The sequence below is a fragment of the Pseudoalteromonas ardens genome, assembly GCF_030125445.1.
Taxonomy (GTDB): Bacteria; Pseudomonadota; Gammaproteobacteria; order Enterobacterales; family Alteromonadaceae; genus Pseudoalteromonas; species Pseudoalteromonas ardens.
This window is the reverse complement of sequence record NZ_JASJUV010000004.1, coordinates 320,413-339,764: the sequence shown is the minus strand read 5'-3', so window position 1 is coordinate 339,764 and position 19,352 is coordinate 320,413. Positions and strand designations below refer to the sequence as shown.

Below are 19,352 nucleotides of genomic sequence, written 5' to 3'. Positions count from 1 at the left end.
TACCTCTAAATTAAGCGCTAATGCCAGTGATTTTAACTTCAGTGAACCACTGACGGTGGCCCATCTGCTTACGAGAATGCTTACGACGTCTAAATTTAACGATCTTAATTTTCTCGCCACGACCGTGAGATACAACTTCAGCTGTAATCTTACCACCGTTTACGAACGGCGCACCGATCTCGATTTTTTCACCATCAGCTACAAGAAGTACTGAATCAAATTCAATTGATGCACCAGTCTCAACGTCTAGTTTCTCTAGACGAATTGTTTGACCTTCAGTCACACGGTGCTGTTTACCACCACTTTGGAAAACCGCGTACATAATTAACTCCGTCTGTGCGCCCTCAAATCGACGCAACTTAATATTCTTCAATAGGGCGCGAAGTTTACGCTAATGTGCTACTTCACGCAAGCCCTAGATCGCAAATAAATGAATAAAAAATAGCTAACTTGAGGGCGTAATAATATTTTCATTTATTCTAACGAATAGGTGTGATAAGCCAAGCTCTTTTTTTGCTTTTCAACACTGGAATTCTGATCAGAAACAACCAACAAGTGCAAAAAACATACAAAAGCACTGATTTTTTAACCTCTATTACGGCAAGTTATCGAGTCACGGTGAATTTTAATGTACACTTGCGGCTCGAACATCCCTGAATGAGGCTTTAGCTCGGAGCGTTATGGATATCAAAGCGATCCAGAGATTGATTGAGCAAGACATGCTTGCCGTTAATCGACTTATCAGCGACCAAATGCAATCTGACGTCGCACTGGTTAATCAACTTGGCTTATATATAGTCAATAGTGGTGGCAAACGTATCCGCCCTATGCTGGCGCTTTTAGTAGCCAAAGCATTAGGGTATCAGGGCGACAAGCACATTACACTGGCGACCATCATTGAATTTATCCACACGGCAACCTTGTTGCATGATGATGTGGTTGACGAGTCTGCTCTTCGCCGTGGTGAGCCAACTGCCAATGCTGAATTTGGCAATGCCGCAAGCGTGCTGGTTGGTGACTTTATATACACACGCTCTTTCCAGTTGATGGTCGGACTGGAAAATATGGAAGTGATGCAGATCCTCGCTGATGCAACCAACGTGATTGCAGAAGGTGAAGTATTGCAGCTGATGAACTGCAATGATCCGGATACGACTGAACAAAGTTACATGCAGGTGATTTACAGTAAAACAGCCAAATTATTCGAAGCGGCAACTATGCTACCAGCTGTTGTGTTGGATCAATCTGCAGCCACCAAAGAAGCACTTAAACTGTATGGTATGCATTTAGGCACGGCTTTTCAGCTGGTAGACGATGTCCTCGACTACAGTGCCAATGCTGAGCAGCTTGGCAAAAATATCGGTGATGACTTAGCCGAAGGTAAGCCAACTCTGCCGTTAATTTATGCAATGCGCCACGGCAGTGAAGCACAAGTTGCACAGATCCGTGACGCCATTGCCAATGGCAATGGGCTTGATAACCTCACTGAAATTCTGGCCACACTAGAGCAGACAGAAGCGCTGGAGCATACCATGGAACGTGCACGAAAAGAGTCGCAGAAGGCCATTGAACAGCTCAATGTACTGGCGGAGTCAGAGCATAAAACAGCTCTGATTTCATTGGCAAAGCTAGCTGTTGAGCGCAGCTACTAAGACATCAAAAAGACATTAAAAAAGGCTGCCTGGGCAGCCTTTTTCAATCAAGTAGATTACGCGTCTTTTGGACGGTAACCTTCGATTTCAACATCTTTACCTTCAAACAAAAAACCGACCATTTGCTCTTCCAGTTGTTGACGATGTTCAGGATCCATCATATTCAAGTGCTTTTCGTTGATCAGCATAGTCTGTTTATGTTGCCACTGCTGCCACGCTTCTTTACTGATGTTGTTAAAGATGCGTTCGCCAACTTCTCCCGGATAAAGTTGAAAATCTAACCCTGGAGCTTCTTTTTGTAACTTTTGACAAAATACGGTACGTGCCATCTCTTTACCCTTTATACATTTGTTGTTGCTAAGTTTACCCCATTGCCTTTAAGACTTTAACCAACTTTTTAGTCGGTGCTGCTAAACCCACTTCAGCAGGCTGTGCCAGCTCGTACCACAAGAGTGGATTATCGTGAACACAATCAGGCGTCGCTTCTAATTTGACAACCACTGGCGTAATAGTCAGTTCAAAATGCGTAAATATATGCACGAACGGCGACAACGTTTGCTGGCTACCCGATAGCCCTTGTTGCGCCAAAAAAGTTTCCAGCTCTGCCAACTCACTGAACTCAAAAAAACCAAACAAGCCACCCCAAATACCGCTACTTGGGCGCTTCTCCATGAGTACTTTGTCATCAGCTCGCACTATCAGGTGATAAGCCGCTTTCTTCGGCTTAGCTTTTTTCGGCTTTGAATTAGGAAACTCTTTTACTCTGCCCTGTTGATACGCCTGACAACGACTGACTAAAGGACAAGCTTCACAGTCAAAGTTGCTACGACTACATAGGCTTGCCCCTAAATCCATCATCGCCTGATTATATTCTGAAACACGATCTTTTGGTGTCAGCGCATCGGTCAGCGCCCATAAATGGTTTTCGACCTTTTTGACGCCATACCAACCTTCCACCATAAAAAAACGTGCCAATACACGTTTTACATTGCCATCCAGAATGGGATGCGCCTGACCCAAAGACAAAGAGAGTACAGCCCCGGCCGTTGAACGGCCAATTCCAGGTAAGGCCATTACGGCTTCTAATGTTTGCGGAAACTTACCCTGATATTCATCACGGACTATTTTGGCCGTTTTATGTAAGTTTCGCGCTCGTGCGTAATACCCAAGGCCAGTCCAGTGATGAAGCACTTCATCTTCCGGCGCATCGGCCAGATCTATGATGGTTGGGAAACGCGCCATAAAACGCTCGAAATATGGGATCACGGTAACCACCTGAGTTTGCTGTAACATCACCTCAGATACCCAGACCTTATACGGGGTTTTTTCAAGCTGCCAGGGCAAGGTTTTACGCCCATGTAACTGGTACCAATCGACAACCTGTTTGGCAAACCATTGGGCCTGCTCATTATTTACTGTCATTACTAGACTCTGCTTTTACTTGCTAATACACGCGCCAGTGTATGAAGCTTTTTTCAAAGGTCAAGCTCTTGTACTTGGCGCTGTGAATAGCGATAATGTGCGCCCATTTTTTACACCGAAGATGAAGACCATGAACGAATCGAGTAAAACCGCTCTGGAACAAGCCGAACAGGAAGGCAAATACATTCGCAAAGTACGCAGCTTTGTAAAACGCGAAGGCCGCCTGACCAAAGGGCAAGCTGCCGCCATTGAAAAATGTTGGGCAACGATGGGCCTGGAGCACGCTCAGGGTCGCCTGGACTTTACCGAGGTGTTTGGCAACGACAATGATGTCGTGGTTGAAATTGGCTTTGGTATGGGTAAATCGCTAGTAGAAATGGCGAAAAACTCACCTGACCAAAATTTTATTGGCATTGAAGTACATCGCCCGGGTGTTGGTGCCTGTCTAATGGAAGCAGATGAACAAGGTGTCACTAACTTGCGCGTATTCGAGCATGATGCCGTTGAAGTACTGGCTGATTGCATCCCGGACGCCAGCCTGGCCAAGCTGCAGCTATTCTTCCCGGACCCATGGCATAAAAAACGTCACCATAAACGTCGCATTGTGCAGGCCGAGTTTGTCGAGAAGTTGCGCACTAAACTACGTATTGGTGGTGTATTCCACATGGCAACCGACTGGGAAAACTATGCAGAGCACATGCTCGAAGTCATGCAGGCCGCACCTGGATTTGCAAACCAGTCTGACAACAATGATTATGTACCACGTCCAGACTTCCGCCCTCTGACTAAATTTGAACAGCGCGGTCACCGTCTCGGTCATGGCGTTTGGGATCTGATGTTCGAACGTACAGCCTGATCTGTCACTGCTTTTCGGGGCAATCAGCCCCGCCTTTTCTGGATCTCAGATGCAAAAATTAACCAACCCCAGTTTATTACTGCTGCGCAATGAAGAAGAACTGACAGGCCAGCAAATTTTGGTCATCAATCACCAACGCGATGGCTTTTTGTCAGAACTAAAGCAATTGAATCCGCAGGCAAGTATCAGCGCATTCAGTTATGACTTTGCTGCTCATCAGGTTGCCGAAAAGGTAACTAATATCACCAGTTATGTCTCACATAGCCTGCCCGCACTCGACAATATTGACCTGGTCATTTATTACTATCCGAAATCTAAACCAGAAGCACAGATGATGTTCGACAATATTCGAGCATTGTGCTCTGAGCAAACTCGCTTACTGGTAGTTGGAGAAAACAAAGGCGGCGTTAAATCTGCAGAAAAACAACTGCAAGATAACTGTGAGGCGCATTACAAACTGGACAGCGCTAAACATTGTATTTTATATGAGTTTGCCCAACTGCAACCTTTGTCACACTTTGACATCGCCAACTATCAGCAAACATTTAGCATTAACGTTGCCGGGCAGCAGTTTGATGCAGTCAGTGTTCCGGGCGTGTTTAATCATGGCAAGCTGGATGTCGGCACTAAGTTACTGCTGGAACATCTTGAGCTACCCGCCAAGGGATGTATGCTCGACTTTGGATGTGGTGCCGGGATCATCGCCACGTTTGTGCTTAATCAGTCACCCAAAGTGCGCTTCAGCTGCCTGGATGTGAATGCGCTCGCCCTGTATGCCTGTGAACAAACCTTGCACTTAAATGGCCATAAAGCTGAACTGGTGCTCAGCGATGGCCTAAGGCAATTGAAGGGTCGTTTTGATGCCATTATCAGTAACCCGCCTTTTCATACTGGTATTAAAACGGATTATGACATTGCCGAAGGGTTTATCAAAGGTGTAGCCGATCACATGGGTAAAGGGTCACAACTACGCATTGTTGCAAATAGCTTTCTAAAGTACCCCCCACTCATTGAAGCACGCTTTGGACAATGCGTTACATTGGCCAAAAATACCAAATTTGCCGTCTATCAGGCCCGTAAAAATTGAGTGCCGGCCAGTCCAATATCCAGTTGAACTGGCCATATTTACATTGTTGCACCAGCCTGCGTCGACTGTTAAATCTTTGCCAGTCAGCAAAGTGCTGAATCGTTTCGTAAAATGTGAGCTTTTTTGTGTTCTATACTGCTAAACTAAAGTGAGTGAATAGCAGGCAAGCGGGATTTGTGGTCTCCCAATGGGTAAATACGCAACCAAAACAAGTATAAGAAAAGTGCTGATCAGTGCCGTCATGCTAGTAACGGCGCTGTCTTTGTCCCTGTCTATCTCAATTTCAACCTATCTCGACGTTAAAAAGCAAAAGCAGTTGATCATTAATAAGCTGGAAATGATAGCCGAGATCATTGCATTTAACGCTCAGGTGACGCTGATTTTTGACGACAGAAAAACGGAGGAAAAGCGGCTCAAATCATTTGATAAAGTCGACCTGGTGAAAAACATTCACATCTATGCCATTGATGATGTCACTAATCGGCCCGTCTTTTTCACCAGCTACAATGCCAGTAAAACACCGCCCGTGCCGCTCAAGGTCAATCAGATCGAAGAACTCCGAACACCAAAAATTTCCGAAGACTATATCGAGTTGATCTTGCCTGTAGAGTATGAAGGTAACATAGAAGGATACGTCTATCTGCGTGGCGGGCTTGAACACCTGGCCGAATATATCAACCGCAAAATACTGGTCGATATCGCTCTGACCCTGTTTGTACTGGTGCTGGTGATGTTTGTCGCCCGCGGGATCCAAAAACGAATAGCCAGCCCAATAGAGTCGCTGTCAGTGCTACTACAGGATGTTTCGAAAAATCACAACTATGCCACCCGGGCGGAAAAAAGCGACATAGAAGAAATTAATATCCTCGCTAACAACCTCAATATCATGCTGACCCGAACGCAAAATCAACTTGAGCGCCATCAGGCAGATAAGCTAGAAATAAAACAGCTCAACCAGAGCCTGGAAGAGAAAGTCAATCAGCGCACCATTGCACTCAGAGAAGCGAATCAGGAACTACTCAATACGCTCGAACGTATGCATCAGTATCAGAACCAGATAGTTGAAAATGAAAAGATGGCATCACTGGGTCAAATGGTTGCAGGCGTGGCGCACGAAGTTAATACGCCTATTGGGCTAGGTGTCACCGGATCGACATTATTACGCGATAAACTCAGCGATATTGAAGTCGCTTTCCAGCAAAAAACGCTCACTTCAAAGCAACTGGAACGATTTATCAAAGAAGGGATTGAAAATCTGGATCTCATTTATCGCAACCTCAACCGGGCTGCTGATTTGATCTCCAGCTTTAAGAAGGTCGCCGTCAGTCAGGACATAGAGATAAATTCAGACGTCAATATTACTAAACTACTCAATGCTGTAATGGGCGCAATGCGCACCGAATTGGAGCTCAAAGCGCCTCAAATTCATCTGGACTGTCCTGAAGAACTCACCATCAGAAGTAAGTCAGGCTTGCTGCAACAAGTGTTTGAGCAACTGTTCTCAAACTCCCTGTTGCACGGATTTACAAGCGATGAAAATAACGAAATTGCTATAAAAGTGAACAGAGAAGACCAGCAATTAACGATTGTATACAGTGACAATGGTATCGGTGTGCCAAATGCCATCAAAAAGCGCATATTTGATCCATTTGTTACCACTCGCCGGGGAGAAGGTGGAAGTGGCCTGGGTATGCATTTAGTGTATAACCTGGTCACTCAGGCGCTGGGGGGAAGCATCACACTACAAGAAGACTATAAATCAGGTACTCAATTTGTGATCAGCTTGCCTCTGAAAGGAGGTACACAGTGAGATTAATGTACCTATTTATTTTTTGTTGTGTTTCTCTTTTTCCTACGTTTAGTTATGCGAAATCGCCGGAAGAAATCCGTTCAGCCTTTTTGTACCAAATGGCAAAGTTCATTGATTTTCCAGAGCAAAAGAATAAGAAAATTACTCGATTTTGTTTTTATGACATAAAAAATGGACCAGGTGCTGTTTTATATAGTAACCGTACCTTAAAAATACGTTCAAAGCCGATTGAAATAATAGAAGTAAAAAAGTCTGACTCTCTGCGGGAACTTTCCCAAAGATGTGATATCACATACATTGATGAAACATTGGAAGATGATATACTGTCCGCTTGGACCGATACAATGGCCCTAAGTATGGTAACTGTGGGCGAAAGTATCGAATTTTTGGAAGGGGGTGGGATTGCTTCCTTGGTCCAGGAAGGGAGTAAGATAAGGCTGTATATAAACAAGCAAGAAGTCACTCAGCACAACTTTAAGGTGCTTTCCCGGTTGCTTGCCGTCTCCAAGTTTTATCCTAACTGATTTTACTTGTTAACAATTGAATATACTCCTATAATCGTTAACATTCGGTTTTATTATATAACGCCGATGATTTTGTAAATACAATATTCCGAAAAGGTTAATTAATAATGCAAACGCCAGTCATTCTAATTGTTGAGGATGAAGACGTAACTCGACTGAACCTCGTTAGTTTATTTGAAGCCGAAGGTTATAAGGTAATTGAAGCCATTGATGGCGATGATATGCATGAAAAATTGACGTCAAACGACGATGTCAACTGTGTGATCATGGATATTAACCTGCCTGGTAAAAATGGCCTTATCCTGGCTCGTGAGTTACGCCAGAAGAAAAACATCGGTCTTATTTTCTTGACCGGTCGTGACAACGATGTCGACCGTATTCTTGGTCTGGAGATCGGTGCCGACGACTATGTCACTAAGCCTTTCAACCCACGTGAGCTTACAATCCGCGTGCGCAACCTGATCACTCGTACCGGCTCAAGCCCGGAAGAGTCTAGTATTGACAGCAATGGCGTCATTACATTTAACGGTTGGGAATTGGATGAGAATAGCCGCTGCCTGACTTCACCAACAGGTGAAGCAAAACGTTTGCCGAAGGGCGAATATCGTGCGCTGCGTCTTATGTTGGACTCACCGGGTCGCATCTTCAGTCGTGAGCAGCTGATCAAGCACATGACAGGCCGTGAGCTACGCGCCAACGACAGAACGGTAGACGTTACTATCCGTCGCATCCGTAAGCACTTTGAAACCGACAACAACACGCCTGAACTGATCAGCACCATCCATGGTGAAGGCTACCGCTTCATCGGTAAGATCGATAGCCAATAAGTTTGCGTTACGAGTTTTCAGCGAGCTTTGCAATTAATGAGTGAAGGGCAGATTGCCCTTCTCTTATTTTCACTTCCAGATCATCCAACCAATCTGCACGCTGCACTGTGTCTACCTGAGCACCTTCCAGTTCCATCGTTTTAGCATGTAATTGCACATTCTGCAGACCAACAGAGCCTGCGGCGCCCTTTAGCTTGTGTGCCACAGACACATAAGTCTCAGTATCCTCATTCTGATTAGCCTCATCCAGCTCTTTGTAGTAAGTCGGATTAAGGCGAGCAAATAAGTCACAGCTGCGCTTAAAGGGCTCTATACCCATAGATGATACAAAATCAGTGATTGTTTCCACATCCAGTAAAGCTTTCTCTTGCTCGCTCAATTGCAACGGCTCGGACTGAGGCGAAGCTTGTTTATCTTTACTTGCTTCTATCCCAAACAGCTCCGCAAGCATCTTGTCCAGCTTTGTGGTGTTGATCGGTTTCGCCAATGCGCCCTGAATATCAATTCCCTGCAGCTCTTGCTCTGCGCTACGCACATTGGCCGTCAGCGCTACAATAGGTAGCTCGTCAAAGTGACTATCGGCACGGATCTGCCGCGCAATTTCATCACCATTAATATCTGGCAATTGCATATCAAGCAGGATCAGATCCAACTCATCCTCAGTTTCAACCATTGATAAGGCATCTTCCCCGGTTTCAGCCCAGACTACTTCGTGTCCACGCTGTTCCAGCAAGTTGGTGGCAATTTCAGCATTCAATGGCACATCTTCTACCAACAAAATGTAAAGGCTACGACCTGCATAGCTTTGCTCGTTAGGCGCTGAGCAGAGTTCCAAAGGTAGCTCCACATCAAAGCGACTGCCCTCTCCTTGCATGCTGCTGACATGGATCGTGCCTTTCATGGCATGTACCAGTGCTTTTGTCACAGCCAGGCCAATCCCCGAACCGATGGCATTATTACCACTGGCATCGGGCGCTTTGTAATACATGTCAAAAATACGGTCTTGTTGATCAGAAGGGATCCCCACGCCAGTGTCGATGACACTGATCGACAACCAGGGGCCATCAGCACGGTTTTCACGACGACACTCCAGGGTGACGCTGCCTCGGTGGGTAAATTTCACCGCATTGTTGATAAGATTCCACAACACCTGGCGCAAACGAGTCGGATCTAACAAGGCATAGATATCCAACATACCCGAACGCTTGATATTGAACTCAAGGGCTTTTTGTTCGGCTATCAGGCCCGCAAAGTTGACAACGTCATTGATAAAGTCCGACACATTGATACTGTCTGTGGCAATATCCAGCTGTTCTCTGTCAATCTTGTCCAGATCGATAATGTCATTAAAGATATTGCCTAAGGTTTCAGCACTGGAGAAAACGGTGTTACACCAGCTTTTTTGTTGTTTTGTCAGTTCAGTGTCCAGCAACATACGTGTCAGACCGACAATACCATTGAGCGGCGTGCGCAGCTCGTGACTCAAAGTGGCAATAAATTTCCCTTTATCTTTGTAAGCCGTTTCCAGTGCCTGCTCTGCTTCTTTACGGCTGGTAATATCACGGCCGAACGCCAATAGCCCGATATACTCCCCATCATCGTTAATGAAGGGCAATTTACGCATCTCAAACCAGCAATTTTCGTTGGCAACCGGGTATTCTACGTCAACATTAATCGATTGCTGGGTTTCAATCACTTGCTCATCGGTTTGCAGTACCCTGGGGATATCCTGCTCACCAAAGACTTCCTGGACAGTATGACCAATCAGTTGGTCACTGGTTTTGCCAATGACTTGTTCAAACTTCTTGTTGTAACCCGCAAATACGCCGCGTTCATCACGGTAATAGAATAAGTCAGGGGATGAATCCACGATACTACGCAGTAACATACTCTGTTGTGCCAGCTCTTGCTCAGCTTTACGCCGCTCTGAGATCTCTTTACGCAACTCTGCTATTGCCCGGTGCTTTGCATGCAGCGCCATTTTCCGCTCGTCAATTTCGTTATTGAGCCGGTTAATGTTGTCTTTGAGTGTCTGATTGAGCAGTTTTTCTTGTTGTGTCGCAGATTCAAGATACTCTTTCGACGCATCGAGCTGACGCATTGCATAGATAGCAACAGAAAGCAGCAATGGGGAGGTTAATGCCGCAAATAACACCACTGACAGCACATTGACCAGTGTGACTTCACCGAGCGCCACGTAGTAAAACATACACGCCAAAACCAAAGACACGATAAGCACAAAAGCGTAGGCCACAACCCCCGCCCAGCGGTCTCCGTAGTTTTTAATCAAATTCGATAAAATTCGGGCCCAAGTCCCAAATGAAGAGTCAAGCATAATAAAATCACCTAGTTAACCCCTACATTATACCTGACCAAAACACAGAAGCGAGTGACCAAAGGTCGCAGGCGACATTGCACAAACTAAAATAACCTCTGTAGCGCCCGTATTCAGTGTATTTTGCGGATGTTTAGAAAGTCGACATCGGCGTATGAATTTTTGCACACTTGGGCGATTTTTTTGCCAGAAATTTTCCAGCGGGCTCGGCAAGTTGTGACATTTTGGTGTAACATGCCCAGCCCTGATAGTCGTGATTAAGAGAGTTCAAATGCCAACTTCAATGCCTGACATTGCACATTCTGCGGACGCCTTACAAGAAGGTAAGCTGGACTGGGTCGGAATGGGAAATATCGAGCTACCTTTACTGTTATCCAGCAAAGGCTTGAATGATACGCCCGTAACTGCCAAAGCGGATGCGTTTGTCAGCCTGGACAGGGAAGATGCGAAAGGTATCCATATGTCACGACTATTTTTGGCACTCGACTCGCTGTCCTGTGAGCAGACGCTGACACCCGCGACAATTCGCTCAGTTCTGGATAGCTTTATCACCAGCCATGAAGGACTGAGCCACAGCGCTAAAGTGACGTTTCATTTCGAATTACCATTGCGCCGTGCCTCATTATTAAGTGGTAAGCAAGGCTGGAAAAACTACCCGGTTATGATCACAGCTAATCTGGCAAATGGCCGGTTTAATCTGGAACTAGCCGTTGATGTCACTTACTCATCAACCTGCCCTTGTTCAGCCGCACTTGCCCGTCAGCTGATCCAAAATGCCTTTGAAGAAAAGTTTGCCGATCAATCACTCGATCATGCCAGTGTTCACGCCTGGTTAGGCACCACAGAAGGCATCCTGGCAACACCACACTCACAGCGTTCAGTGACGAATATCAAAGTCAAACTAGATGAACACTGTCAGGAGTTTGACATCCTGGGTCTGGTCAACATGGTAGAAGATGAACTGAAAACACCTGTACAGGCTGCAGTTAAACGTGAAGATGAGCAAGAATTTGCTCGCCTTAATGGTCAAAACCTGATGTTCTGTGAAGATGCCGCCAGAAAGCTCAAAGCCTTATTTGAAGCAGAAAATTATCCAGACTACTATATAAAGATAAACCACTACGAATCTTTGCATGCACACGATGCCGTTGCGTATGCTGTAAAAGGCCTGAAAGACGGCTACCGCGTCTGATCCAGTCAAGCAATTTGCTTTTTTTAAACGCTCGGCCGTCCCAAAGCGCCGAGCGTATTTAATCTTTAACTCTCCTTAAAAGTCACTTTAGGCACGCTCTTTGCTTAATAATCTCCAAGTCAAATTGTTGTCGTGGAGTGATTTATGGAACTAACATTATTATCTATTCTGGCGCTGGTCGTTATTGCTTCCATTGTTATTTCAAAATATACGGATAACGGCGGTAACCCCTACCCGTTTAACCGAAAAGAGTCTGTATTCACAACTGTCGAAGCCTCCTTCTTACAACTGCTAGAGCGCTCAGTCGGTGACAAGTTCAAAGTTGTTAGTCGGGTTAAGCTGATTGAAATCATCGAGTGCAAACCAGGGCTCTCTAAAAAGGCACGCCGGGCTGCTATCACCAAAGCGCAAAATAAGCAGCTCGATTATGTACTGGTTGACAAAGAAACGCTCAATATTGTCGCTGCCGTTGACCTGGTTAACAACGCCAACAAAAACGGCCACAAAGCGCAAAAAGACTGGTTCGTCAGCGGTGCGCTGGAATCAGCCGGGATCCCACATATTCGTATGAAGGTAAAGAGTGGTTACAAAAGCGCTGAAGTGCGCGCTGCCATTCTGTTTAAACTAGGCAAGAAACCAGAGCCACAGGGCAAGCCACGCAATCGCAATTACAAACCTGCGGTACTTTCACCGTCTCAGGCCAAGGCCGCGGCAACACAACTGGCAGAAATTTAGCCCCTCCAGCATACTGTCGGCCCGCCTCAGGGCTGACAGCAAAACCTCTTAACCTGCCTAACACCATATTTTCTAACGCCAGTTTTGATATATAATGAGCAACACAGTTAAAAAATAAGAGAAGATTATGAAAGTAGGTATTATTGGCGCGATGGAACAGGAAGTCACGATCCTGCGTGACGCAATGAACAATACACAAACCGCAACCAAAGGCGGTTTCACCTTTTATCATGGTGAACTGGGTGGTCACGAAGTCACTCTGGTTCAGTCTGGTATTGGCAAAGTGGCCGCGACAGTGGCAACAACGCTGCTTATCGACAACTACAGCCCTGACTGTGTTATCAATACCGGTTCAGCAGGCGGCTTTGATCCTGAATTGAACGTCGGCGACGTCGTGATCTCGTCTGAAGTAAGACATCATGATGTTGACGTCACTGCATTTGGCTATGAACTGGGTCAGGTACCGCAAATGCCAGCGGGTTTTAGCGCGCACTCTGCGCTGGTTGAAGCCGCTCAGCAAAGTGTCGGTGAACTGACTGACATTCAGACAAAAGTGGGGCAGATCTGTACCGGTGATTCATTCATGTGCGATCCAGTGCGCATCGACAAGACGCGTCAGGACTTCCCGCACATGCTGGCGGTTGAAATGGAAGGTGCCGCGATTGCTCAGGCCTGTCATGTTTTACACACTCCATTCGTTGTGATCCGCTCACTGTCGGACATCGCCGGCAAAGAATCGCCGCAATCATTCGACGCCTACCTGGAAGTTGCCTCAGTAAATTCTTCTAAGCTGGTTACTGCCCTGTTGGCAAAGCTGGATCAGGTTTCGCTGTAAAGTGTTAACTGAACATTTGCAAGCCCACACGGGCTTGCTGATTTTTTTACTGGCAACACTCAGCGCGATAGGATTCAGAACTTCCAGCCTGTATCACCCCAATGTCGTCATGACGCTGTTGTTTACTAACCTGGCCCAAAAAGTTTATCGCCCTAAGGCGCCCAATCCCTATCAATGGCTATCCGGTAGCCTCGCATGTATCCTGCCAATGCTGACTATCCTGCTTATTTTGGCCGCTCTGGGCTATTTGTCTTTCTATCCTCAGTGGCTGGGTGGCCTGGTATTATTTTTCTGTCTCGATATTCAACATGAACGGCGTGCCAAACGGATTGCGATTCTGCTTAAACAACAACAAAAAGCCGCGGCACGCCAGTTACTTGGCGCTATGGTAAACCGGGATGTCGAAAAACTGTCATTAATGGGCATCTGTAAGGCATGCCTGGACAGTCTGGCATTACGGGGCATGCGGCATTTCTATCTGGTGATGGTATTTTATCTGATCGGTGGCCCACTGCTGGCACTGAGCTATAAATTGATGTTGCTCTGCGATCACGCCTGGCGCAGCAAAATGCGACCAGACTCAGCATTTATTAAACCGCTGCAACTGAGCCTGGCAATTTTAGAATGGTTACCCGTCAGGCTGTTCGTTTTAATGATGGCACTCACACAAAACCTCGGGAAAACACTGCACTACCTAAAACACTATGGCCAATTCTACCGCCCAACCAGCTCAGGTTGGATCCTGGCCTTGTTCGCAGCCAGTCTCAATACCCAGCTGGCCGGGCCACGTTTTTATCAGCAGCAGCGATTTGACAATATGCGCATTGGCAGCGACAAACCACCCGAACCGGAAACCATAAGCCTGATGCTCAAGTTATTGGCAACCATGCGCTGGTTCTTCCTTTGTGCACTGTGTCTGTGCTGGTTAACCATCAATATTCTCACGCATTAAAAAGGGCAGCCAAATAGCCGCCCTTTTTCTTTATACTTGCTGATCAAGTCGTCGATTATTCAACCGTGATTTTGGCGAACTTGCGTTTACCTACCTGGTAAATTGCTGTAGAGCCTTTTTCAACGCTCAGCTTAGAGTCGGTGACTTTCTCTTCACCATTGAGCTTTACCGCGCCTTGCTTAATCATACGCATCGCTTCTGAAGTGCTGGCAACCAGGCCCGCTTCTTTTAGTACATTAGTGATGAAAGTCGCAGGCTCAGCAATGGTGATGGTTACCTCTGGAATATCATCAGGCAGGGCATTTTTCTGGAAACGCTTAATGAAATCCTGATGCGCTGCCTCGGCATCCGCTTCGCTGTGGAAACGTGCGATCATTTCTTTTGCAAACTCAATTTTAATGTCTCGTGGATTACGGCCACCAGCCACTTCTTCTTTAAGGCCTGCAATCTCTTCCAGTGATTTAGCGCTCAGCAACTCGTAGTAACGCCACATCAGTTCGTCAGAAATCGACATCACTTTACCAAACATATCGTTTGGCGCATCTGTGATACCAATATAGTTACCCAGTGACTTAGACATCTTCTGCACGCCATCGGTGCCTTCCAGCAATGGCATCATCAGCACGGTTTGTGGCTTCTGACCTTCTTCTTTTTGTAACTCCCTGCCCATTAACAGGTTAAAGCGCTGATCGGTACCACCGAGTTCGACATCCGCTTCCAATGCCACAGAATCCCACCCCTGTACCAGCGGGTAAAGGAATTCATGAATAGCAATTGACTGGCCACCTGCATAACGCTTTTTGAAATCATCACGTTCAAGCATACGCGCAACCGTTTGGCGCGCTGCAAGCTTAATCATGCCCGCACTGCCTAATTTTTCCATCCATTCAGAATTGAACGCCACAGTGGTTTTAGCCGGATCCAGAATCTTAAATACTTGCTCTTTATAGGTTTCAGCATTAGCCAGTACATCTTCACGAGTCAGCGGTTTACGAGTGACATTTTTACCCGTAGGGTCGCCAATCATGCCTGTGAAATCACCGATCAGGAAAATAACCTCATGCCCTAAGTCTTGGAAAGTTTTTAGCTTGTTGATAAGGACCGTATGGCCCAAGTGCAAATCCGGGGCTGTTGGATCGAAACCCGCTTTGATCCGCAACTTTTTACCTGACTTCAGCCTTTCTTTTAAATCTTCTTCAATCAGAATTTCTTCAGCACCGCGCTTTATCTCTGCCAATGCCGTATCTATGTCCACAGTTGTCACGCCAACCTCACTCCAACAATTTAATCAGTTAATCGCCCGATTTTAGCTTATATTTGGGGTAGTTTAAATGTATAAAAGACTGGTATTTGCGCATTATTACGTATATGCTGCACTATTATTTGCAATAATTCTTGACAGCGGAAAAGGCACGTTATGGTACATGCAGTGCACAAACTCCCAAAAAAACACAAGTTGCTGATCCTGGGCTTGCTGTCAGCAATGGTCGCTATTGCACTCATTCCGTCTGAGAAGGCAACAGCCTCCCGAGATCACGACAAAGACGCGCTCGAAGTCGGCAAGCGCTATGAGCTTCCTTTGAATGTTGATGAGCAACAACCTCAACTGACAGAGCTCAGTGAAGCGCCCGAAATCATTGAACAGCCGCAGGCTCTTGACGTCCCCCAGTATAACTTCGTCGATCACCAGGTTCGCAACGGCGACAGCCTGGCGGTGATATTTAAACGCGCTGGTTTTTCAGCACAAACGCTGCACAAGCTCGTCAATACCAACGCTGAAACACGTAAACTCACTAAGATCCACCCAGGTGAAGTGCTGAGCTTTGCCAGTAATGAACAGGGTGAGTTATTACAGCTGAAATATGTGCTTTCGAAAACAGATACGTTACTTGTCAGCCGTAATGAGGAAGGCAGCTACGCCACGCGGATCGAAAGTAAAGAAATAGAAACAGTCGAAAAGTCAGCCGGCGGCGAGATCAAGTCCAGCTTTTGGACAGCTGGTATTACCGCTGGCTTGTCTGAGCGTCAGATCATGAACTTTGCCCACATCTTTGGCTGGGATGTCGACTTTGCCAACGATATTCGCAAAGGCGATCAGTTCTCTTTGATCTATGAATCACATTTTGTAGACGGTGAAGAAATAGGTACTGGCAAAATCATCGCTGCTGAGTTTATCAATCAGGGCGAACGTTATACTGCGGTACGTCACTCCGACGGTGACTTCTACACCCCTGAAGGCCGCAGCATGAAAAAGGCCTTCCTGCGTGCACCGGTTGATTTCAAATATATTAGCTCCAACTTTAATCCTCGCCGTCTGCACCCTGTCACGGGCCGCGTGTCGGCACACCGCGGCATAGATTACGCCGCCAGAGTTGGCACCCCTGTGGTATCCGCCGGTAATGGTAAAGTCATTAAATCAGACTTCAACCGCCTGAATGGTAACTATGTATTTATACAGCACGGCAGTCAGTATGTGACAAAGTACCTGCACCTGCATAAGCGCCATGTCAAAAAAGGCCAGAAGGTCAAGCAGGGCCAGAAAATTGGTACCGTTGGTGCAACGGGCCGCGTAACCGGTGCTCATCTGCATTATGAGTTTCTGGTAGATGGCGTGCACCGTAACCCGCGCACAGCCAAGCTGCCTAAGTCACAGCCTTTACCAGCGGCTGAACTCGCCACCTTTAAACCGCTTGCACAGCAAATGCTCGCCAAGCTGGAACGTAATCGCGAGCTGATGCTGGCATTGAATAATTAATCAAACGCCTTCATACAAAAAAGCCACCGAAAGGTGGCTTTTTGCTGTTTAACAACCTGGCTTAAGAGCCCGTTATTTTCAGATTTAAGAACTTTTCAAGTGCCTCAGGATCAGCGGCCAAAGACTGAACTTGCTGAGAAAATGCGTTGAAGTCCATCGCCTCATCTACTGACACATTGACCTCCAGTGCATTAAGACCAGCTGCAAAACCACTAAGCCCCTGCTTGGCTTCTTCAGAAACAGGTACCTGCGCCAGTTGCATGGCCAGCATCTGTTGGAATTGCTCTTTACTCAGTCCCTGGTTGGTCAGTAACTCTGTCACCAAAGCGTCTAACTTCGGCTGTCCGGCAATGGCAAATGTCAGAGTCTGTGGCTGCAGTGACTGTACCGCTGAGATCAACTTGCTCTGCATTTGCAGTTCCTGCTCCAGCGTCATCTCTGTGCTCTGCTGCATCTCCAGAGAGGTAGCCATCAGCTCAGCACTGTTGCCCAGATCGAAGTTGAACTCAACACCCACTACCCCATCCGCCTCAACGGAAGATTTGAACTGGCTGTTGCCGTTGTCCGGGTTATAACGTAAAGAGGATGTAAGCGCATAACTGGTACCTGCCAGCGTGGCAGCTTGCTGTTCCAGCTCTGCTGCCAGCACGGGGCTCAGTGTCACATTGGCCAGCTTAACTTCAGTAAACTCACTGATTTTATCAGCTTCATAGCCCTGTAAGCTGAATTCACCAATGTTCAGCAGGACCTGTTGCTCCGCAGCATCTTTGATCTCTAAAGACTGTACTTTTATTGTGTTGGTGAACAAATTATAGGACGACCCCTGGTGTTCAATAAGCAGCTCAGATTGTTCAGCAAATTGTGAAATTTGCTCCTGTACCACCAACTCTGCTTGTTGATTAGCATAAAAGTGTGCGCCAACAACAGCAGCTGACAGCACACCCGCCATCGCCAACATAATCGTAGATTTTTTCATTTTTGTGGATTCCCTTAAAACAAGGCTTCGAGCGCATCACTGAGGCTGGCAACGGCAACCACTTCCATTCCCTCAATGGCGTCCTTTGGTTTATTCGCGATAGGTACAATAGCACGTTTGAAGCCATGTTTCGCCGCTTCGCGCAGTCTTTCCTGGCCGCTGGGTACCGGACGGATCTCTCCTCCCAACCCGACTTCTCCAAACACCACCATCTGACGTTCCAAAGCATGATTTTTGAAACTCGAGACCAAAGCAGCAATTAACGCTAAATCGGCGCTGGTTTCGGATACCTTGACGCCGCCGACAACATTAACAAAGACATCCTGATCGGCGACCTGCAATCCGCCATGACGGTGTAACACCGCAAGCAACATCGCCAGACGATTTTGCTCCAGACCGACAGTCACACGACGTGGGTTGGCCAGTTGAGAGTAGTCCACCAGCGCCTGAACCTCGACCAGCAGCGGGCGGGTGCCTTCCCAGATGACCATCACCAAAGAGCCAGGCGTTTGCTCCTCACCACGGTTGAGGAAAATAGCAGACGGATTACTCACCTCTTTCAGGCCCTGGCCTGTCATAGCGAATACACCAAGCTCGTTGACCGCGCCAAAGCGGTTTTTGTTGCCACGCAGCGTTCTGAAACGGCTATCACTGCTGCCTTCCAGTAAAATAGAACAATCAATACAATGTTCCAGTACCTTAGGACCCGCCAGGGAACCATCTTTAGTCACGTGGCCTACCATAATAATGGCAACCTGGTTTTGCTTAGCGAACCGGGTCAGGTAAGCGGCACTCTCACGCACCTGAGACACGCTCCCGGGTGCCGACTGAACATCACTCATGTGCATCACCTGTATCGAGTCGATGACCATAATGGCAGGCTTTTCACGCAAGGCCAGCTGACAGATGCTTTCCACATTCGTTTCGGCCAATGTACGCAATTTGTTAGTCGGCAGACCCAGTCGTTTTGCACGCATCGCCACTTGCTGCAAAGACTCCTCGCCCGTTACATATAAAGTCGGCATGGACTCGGCCAGCAAACACATGGTCTGCAACAGCAAAGTACTCTTACCAGCCCCCGGCTCACCACCTATCAAGATGGCACTGCCCGGCACCACACCACCACCTAGCACGCGGTCGAACTCTTTGAATCCAGTAGAAAATCTAGGTAAAGACTCGAGGTTAACTTCATCCAGTGTCTGGACCTTAGCTTCGACAACACCGGCGTATCCAGCCATCGTTCCAGCACGCGGTGCCGCTTTGACAGATGGCACCCTGAACTCAGTAATTGTATTCCAGGCTTTACATTCAGAACATTGCCCTTGCCATCGAGCAAATTCCGCTCCACAATCACTACAGACAAATGCGGTTTTCTTTTTTCCCATAAAAATCAA

The 19,352-nt window shown here is 46.9% G+C and carries 18 protein-coding genes; 11 read left to right on the top strand and 7 right to left on the bottom strand.

The genetic code is table 11. The annotated features are described in order from the left end of the window. Nucleotides 1–10: 10 nt before the first annotated feature. Nucleotides 11–322 carry a 50S ribosomal protein L21 gene (rplU, locus tag QNM19_RS15170; RefSeq protein WP_010383520.1) on the bottom strand — a complete coding sequence of 104 codons (312 nt, stop codon included), beginning with the start codon at nucleotides 320–322 and terminating at the stop codon, nucleotides 11–13. Nucleotides 323–680: 358 nt separating this feature from the next. Here rplU and ispB point away from each other — a divergent pair, with 358 nt between their 5' ends. Continuing rightward, nucleotides 681–1,652, top strand: coding sequence for an octaprenyl diphosphate synthase (gene ispB, locus QNM19_RS15165; protein ID WP_049864638.1), 972 nt, complete (start codon nucleotides 681–683; stop codon nucleotides 1,650–1,652). A gap of 56 nt (nucleotides 1,653–1,708) precedes the next feature. On the opposite strand, the gene QNM19_RS15160 is transcribed toward ispB, so the two are convergent. Beyond that, nucleotides 1,709–1,981, bottom strand: a complete 273-nt coding sequence (locus tag QNM19_RS15160; protein WP_010383523.1) for an oxidative damage protection protein — start codon at nucleotides 1,979–1,981, stop codon at nucleotides 1,709–1,711. Between the two features lie 34 nt (nucleotides 1,982–2,015). Continuing rightward, nucleotides 2,016–3,074 carry an A/G-specific adenine glycosylase gene (gene mutY / locus QNM19_RS15155; RefSeq protein WP_049864639.1) on the bottom strand — a complete coding sequence of 353 codons (1,059 nt, stop codon included), beginning with the start codon at nucleotides 3,072–3,074 and terminating at the stop codon, nucleotides 2,016–2,018. Between the two features lie 130 nt (nucleotides 3,075–3,204). On the opposite strand from mutY, the gene trmB reads away from it, so the two are divergent. The 5 genes from trmB to arcA all read left to right on the top strand — a co-directional run bounded on the left by trmB (nucleotide 3,205) and on the right by arcA (nucleotide 8,178). Continuing rightward, nucleotides 3,205–3,930, top strand: a complete 726-nt coding sequence (gene trmB / locus QNM19_RS15150) for a tRNA (guanosine(46)-N7)-methyltransferase TrmB (protein ID WP_049864640.1) — start codon at nucleotides 3,205–3,207, stop codon at nucleotides 3,928–3,930. Nucleotides 3,931–3,979: 49 nt separating this feature from the next. Then, complete coding sequence (locus tag QNM19_RS15145) at nucleotides 3,980–5,017, top strand: methyltransferase (protein ID WP_284026886.1); 1,038 nt, start codon at nucleotides 3,980–3,982, stop codon at nucleotides 5,015–5,017. Nucleotides 5,018–5,204: 187 nt separating this feature from the next. Further along, nucleotides 5,205–6,827 carry an ATP-binding protein gene (locus QNM19_RS15140; protein ID WP_284026885.1) on the top strand — a complete coding sequence of 541 codons (1,623 nt, stop codon included), beginning with the start codon at nucleotides 5,205–5,207 and terminating at the stop codon, nucleotides 6,825–6,827. A gap of 5 nt (nucleotides 6,828–6,832) precedes the next feature. Then, a complete protein-coding gene (locus QNM19_RS15135; protein ID WP_284026902.1) occupies nucleotides 6,833–7,351 on the top strand; it encodes a YfiR family protein in 519 nt (172 codons plus the stop codon). A gap of 107 nt (nucleotides 7,352–7,458) precedes the next feature. After that, a complete protein-coding gene (gene arcA, locus QNM19_RS15130; RefSeq protein WP_010383531.1) occupies nucleotides 7,459–8,178 on the top strand; it encodes a two-component system response regulator ArcA in 720 nt (239 codons plus the stop codon). A gap of 7 nt (nucleotides 8,179–8,185) precedes the next feature. Here arcA and arcB read toward each other — a convergent pair whose 3' ends face one another. After that, nucleotides 8,186–10,513, bottom strand: coding sequence for an aerobic respiration two-component sensor histidine kinase ArcB (arcB, locus tag QNM19_RS15125; RefSeq protein ID WP_049864642.1), 2,328 nt, complete (start codon nucleotides 10,511–10,513; stop codon nucleotides 8,186–8,188). A 271-nt stretch (nucleotides 10,514–10,784) separates the two neighbouring features. On the opposite strand from arcB, the gene folE2 reads away from it, so the two are divergent. From folE2 to QNM19_RS15105, 4 genes are all read left to right on the top strand, one after another. After that, on the top strand, nucleotides 10,785–11,705 hold the full coding sequence (folE2, locus tag QNM19_RS15120; protein ID WP_284026884.1) for a GTP cyclohydrolase FolE2: 921 nt from the start codon (nucleotides 10,785–10,787) through the stop codon (nucleotides 11,703–11,705). 144 nt (nucleotides 11,706–11,849) lie between these two features. Next, a complete protein-coding gene (locus tag QNM19_RS15115; protein ID WP_049864866.1) occupies nucleotides 11,850–12,440 on the top strand; it encodes a DUF2726 domain-containing protein in 591 nt (196 codons plus the stop codon). A gap of 127 nt (nucleotides 12,441–12,567) precedes the next feature. Next, nucleotides 12,568–13,275, top strand: a complete 708-nt coding sequence (gene mtnN, locus QNM19_RS15110; protein ID WP_010383539.1) for a 5'-methylthioadenosine/S-adenosylhomocysteine nucleosidase — start codon at nucleotides 12,568–12,570, stop codon at nucleotides 13,273–13,275. 1 nt (nucleotide 13,276) lies between these two features. After that, the gene (locus QNM19_RS15105) at nucleotides 13,277–14,227 is read left to right on the top strand and encodes a cobalamin biosynthesis protein CobD/CbiB (protein WP_049864867.1); all 951 of its coding nucleotides are present in this window, start codon (nucleotides 13,277–13,279) and stop codon (nucleotides 14,225–14,227) included. Nucleotides 14,228–14,282: 55 nt separating this feature from the next. Here QNM19_RS15105 and tyrS read toward each other — a convergent pair whose 3' ends face one another. Next, nucleotides 14,283–15,482 carry a tyrosine--tRNA ligase gene (gene tyrS, locus QNM19_RS15100; RefSeq protein ID WP_040644590.1) on the bottom strand — a complete coding sequence of 400 codons (1,200 nt, stop codon included), beginning with the start codon at nucleotides 15,480–15,482 and terminating at the stop codon, nucleotides 14,283–14,285. Between the two features lie 162 nt (nucleotides 15,483–15,644). Here tyrS and QNM19_RS15095 point away from each other — a divergent pair, with 162 nt between their 5' ends. After that, nucleotides 15,645–16,982: a peptidoglycan DD-metalloendopeptidase family protein gene (locus QNM19_RS15095; RefSeq protein ID WP_284026883.1), complete on the top strand. Its 1,338-nt coding sequence runs from the start codon at nucleotides 15,645–15,647 to the stop codon at nucleotides 16,980–16,982. A 61-nt stretch (nucleotides 16,983–17,043) separates the two neighbouring features. Here the strand turns inward: QNM19_RS15095 and QNM19_RS15090 are convergent, their stop codons facing one another. Together QNM19_RS15090 and radA are read right to left on the bottom strand one after the other, a co-directional pair. Then, nucleotides 17,044–17,958 carry a hypothetical protein gene (locus QNM19_RS15090; protein WP_049864868.1) on the bottom strand — a complete coding sequence of 305 codons (915 nt, stop codon included), beginning with the start codon at nucleotides 17,956–17,958 and terminating at the stop codon, nucleotides 17,044–17,046. A 14-nt stretch (nucleotides 17,959–17,972) separates the two neighbouring features. Further along, nucleotides 17,973–19,343 (bottom strand): DNA repair protein RadA, encoded by a 1,371-nt coding sequence (gene radA, locus QNM19_RS15085; RefSeq protein ID WP_049864869.1) that lies wholly within the window; start codon nucleotides 19,341–19,343, stop codon nucleotides 17,973–17,975. Nucleotides 19,344–19,352 lie beyond the last annotated feature (9 nt).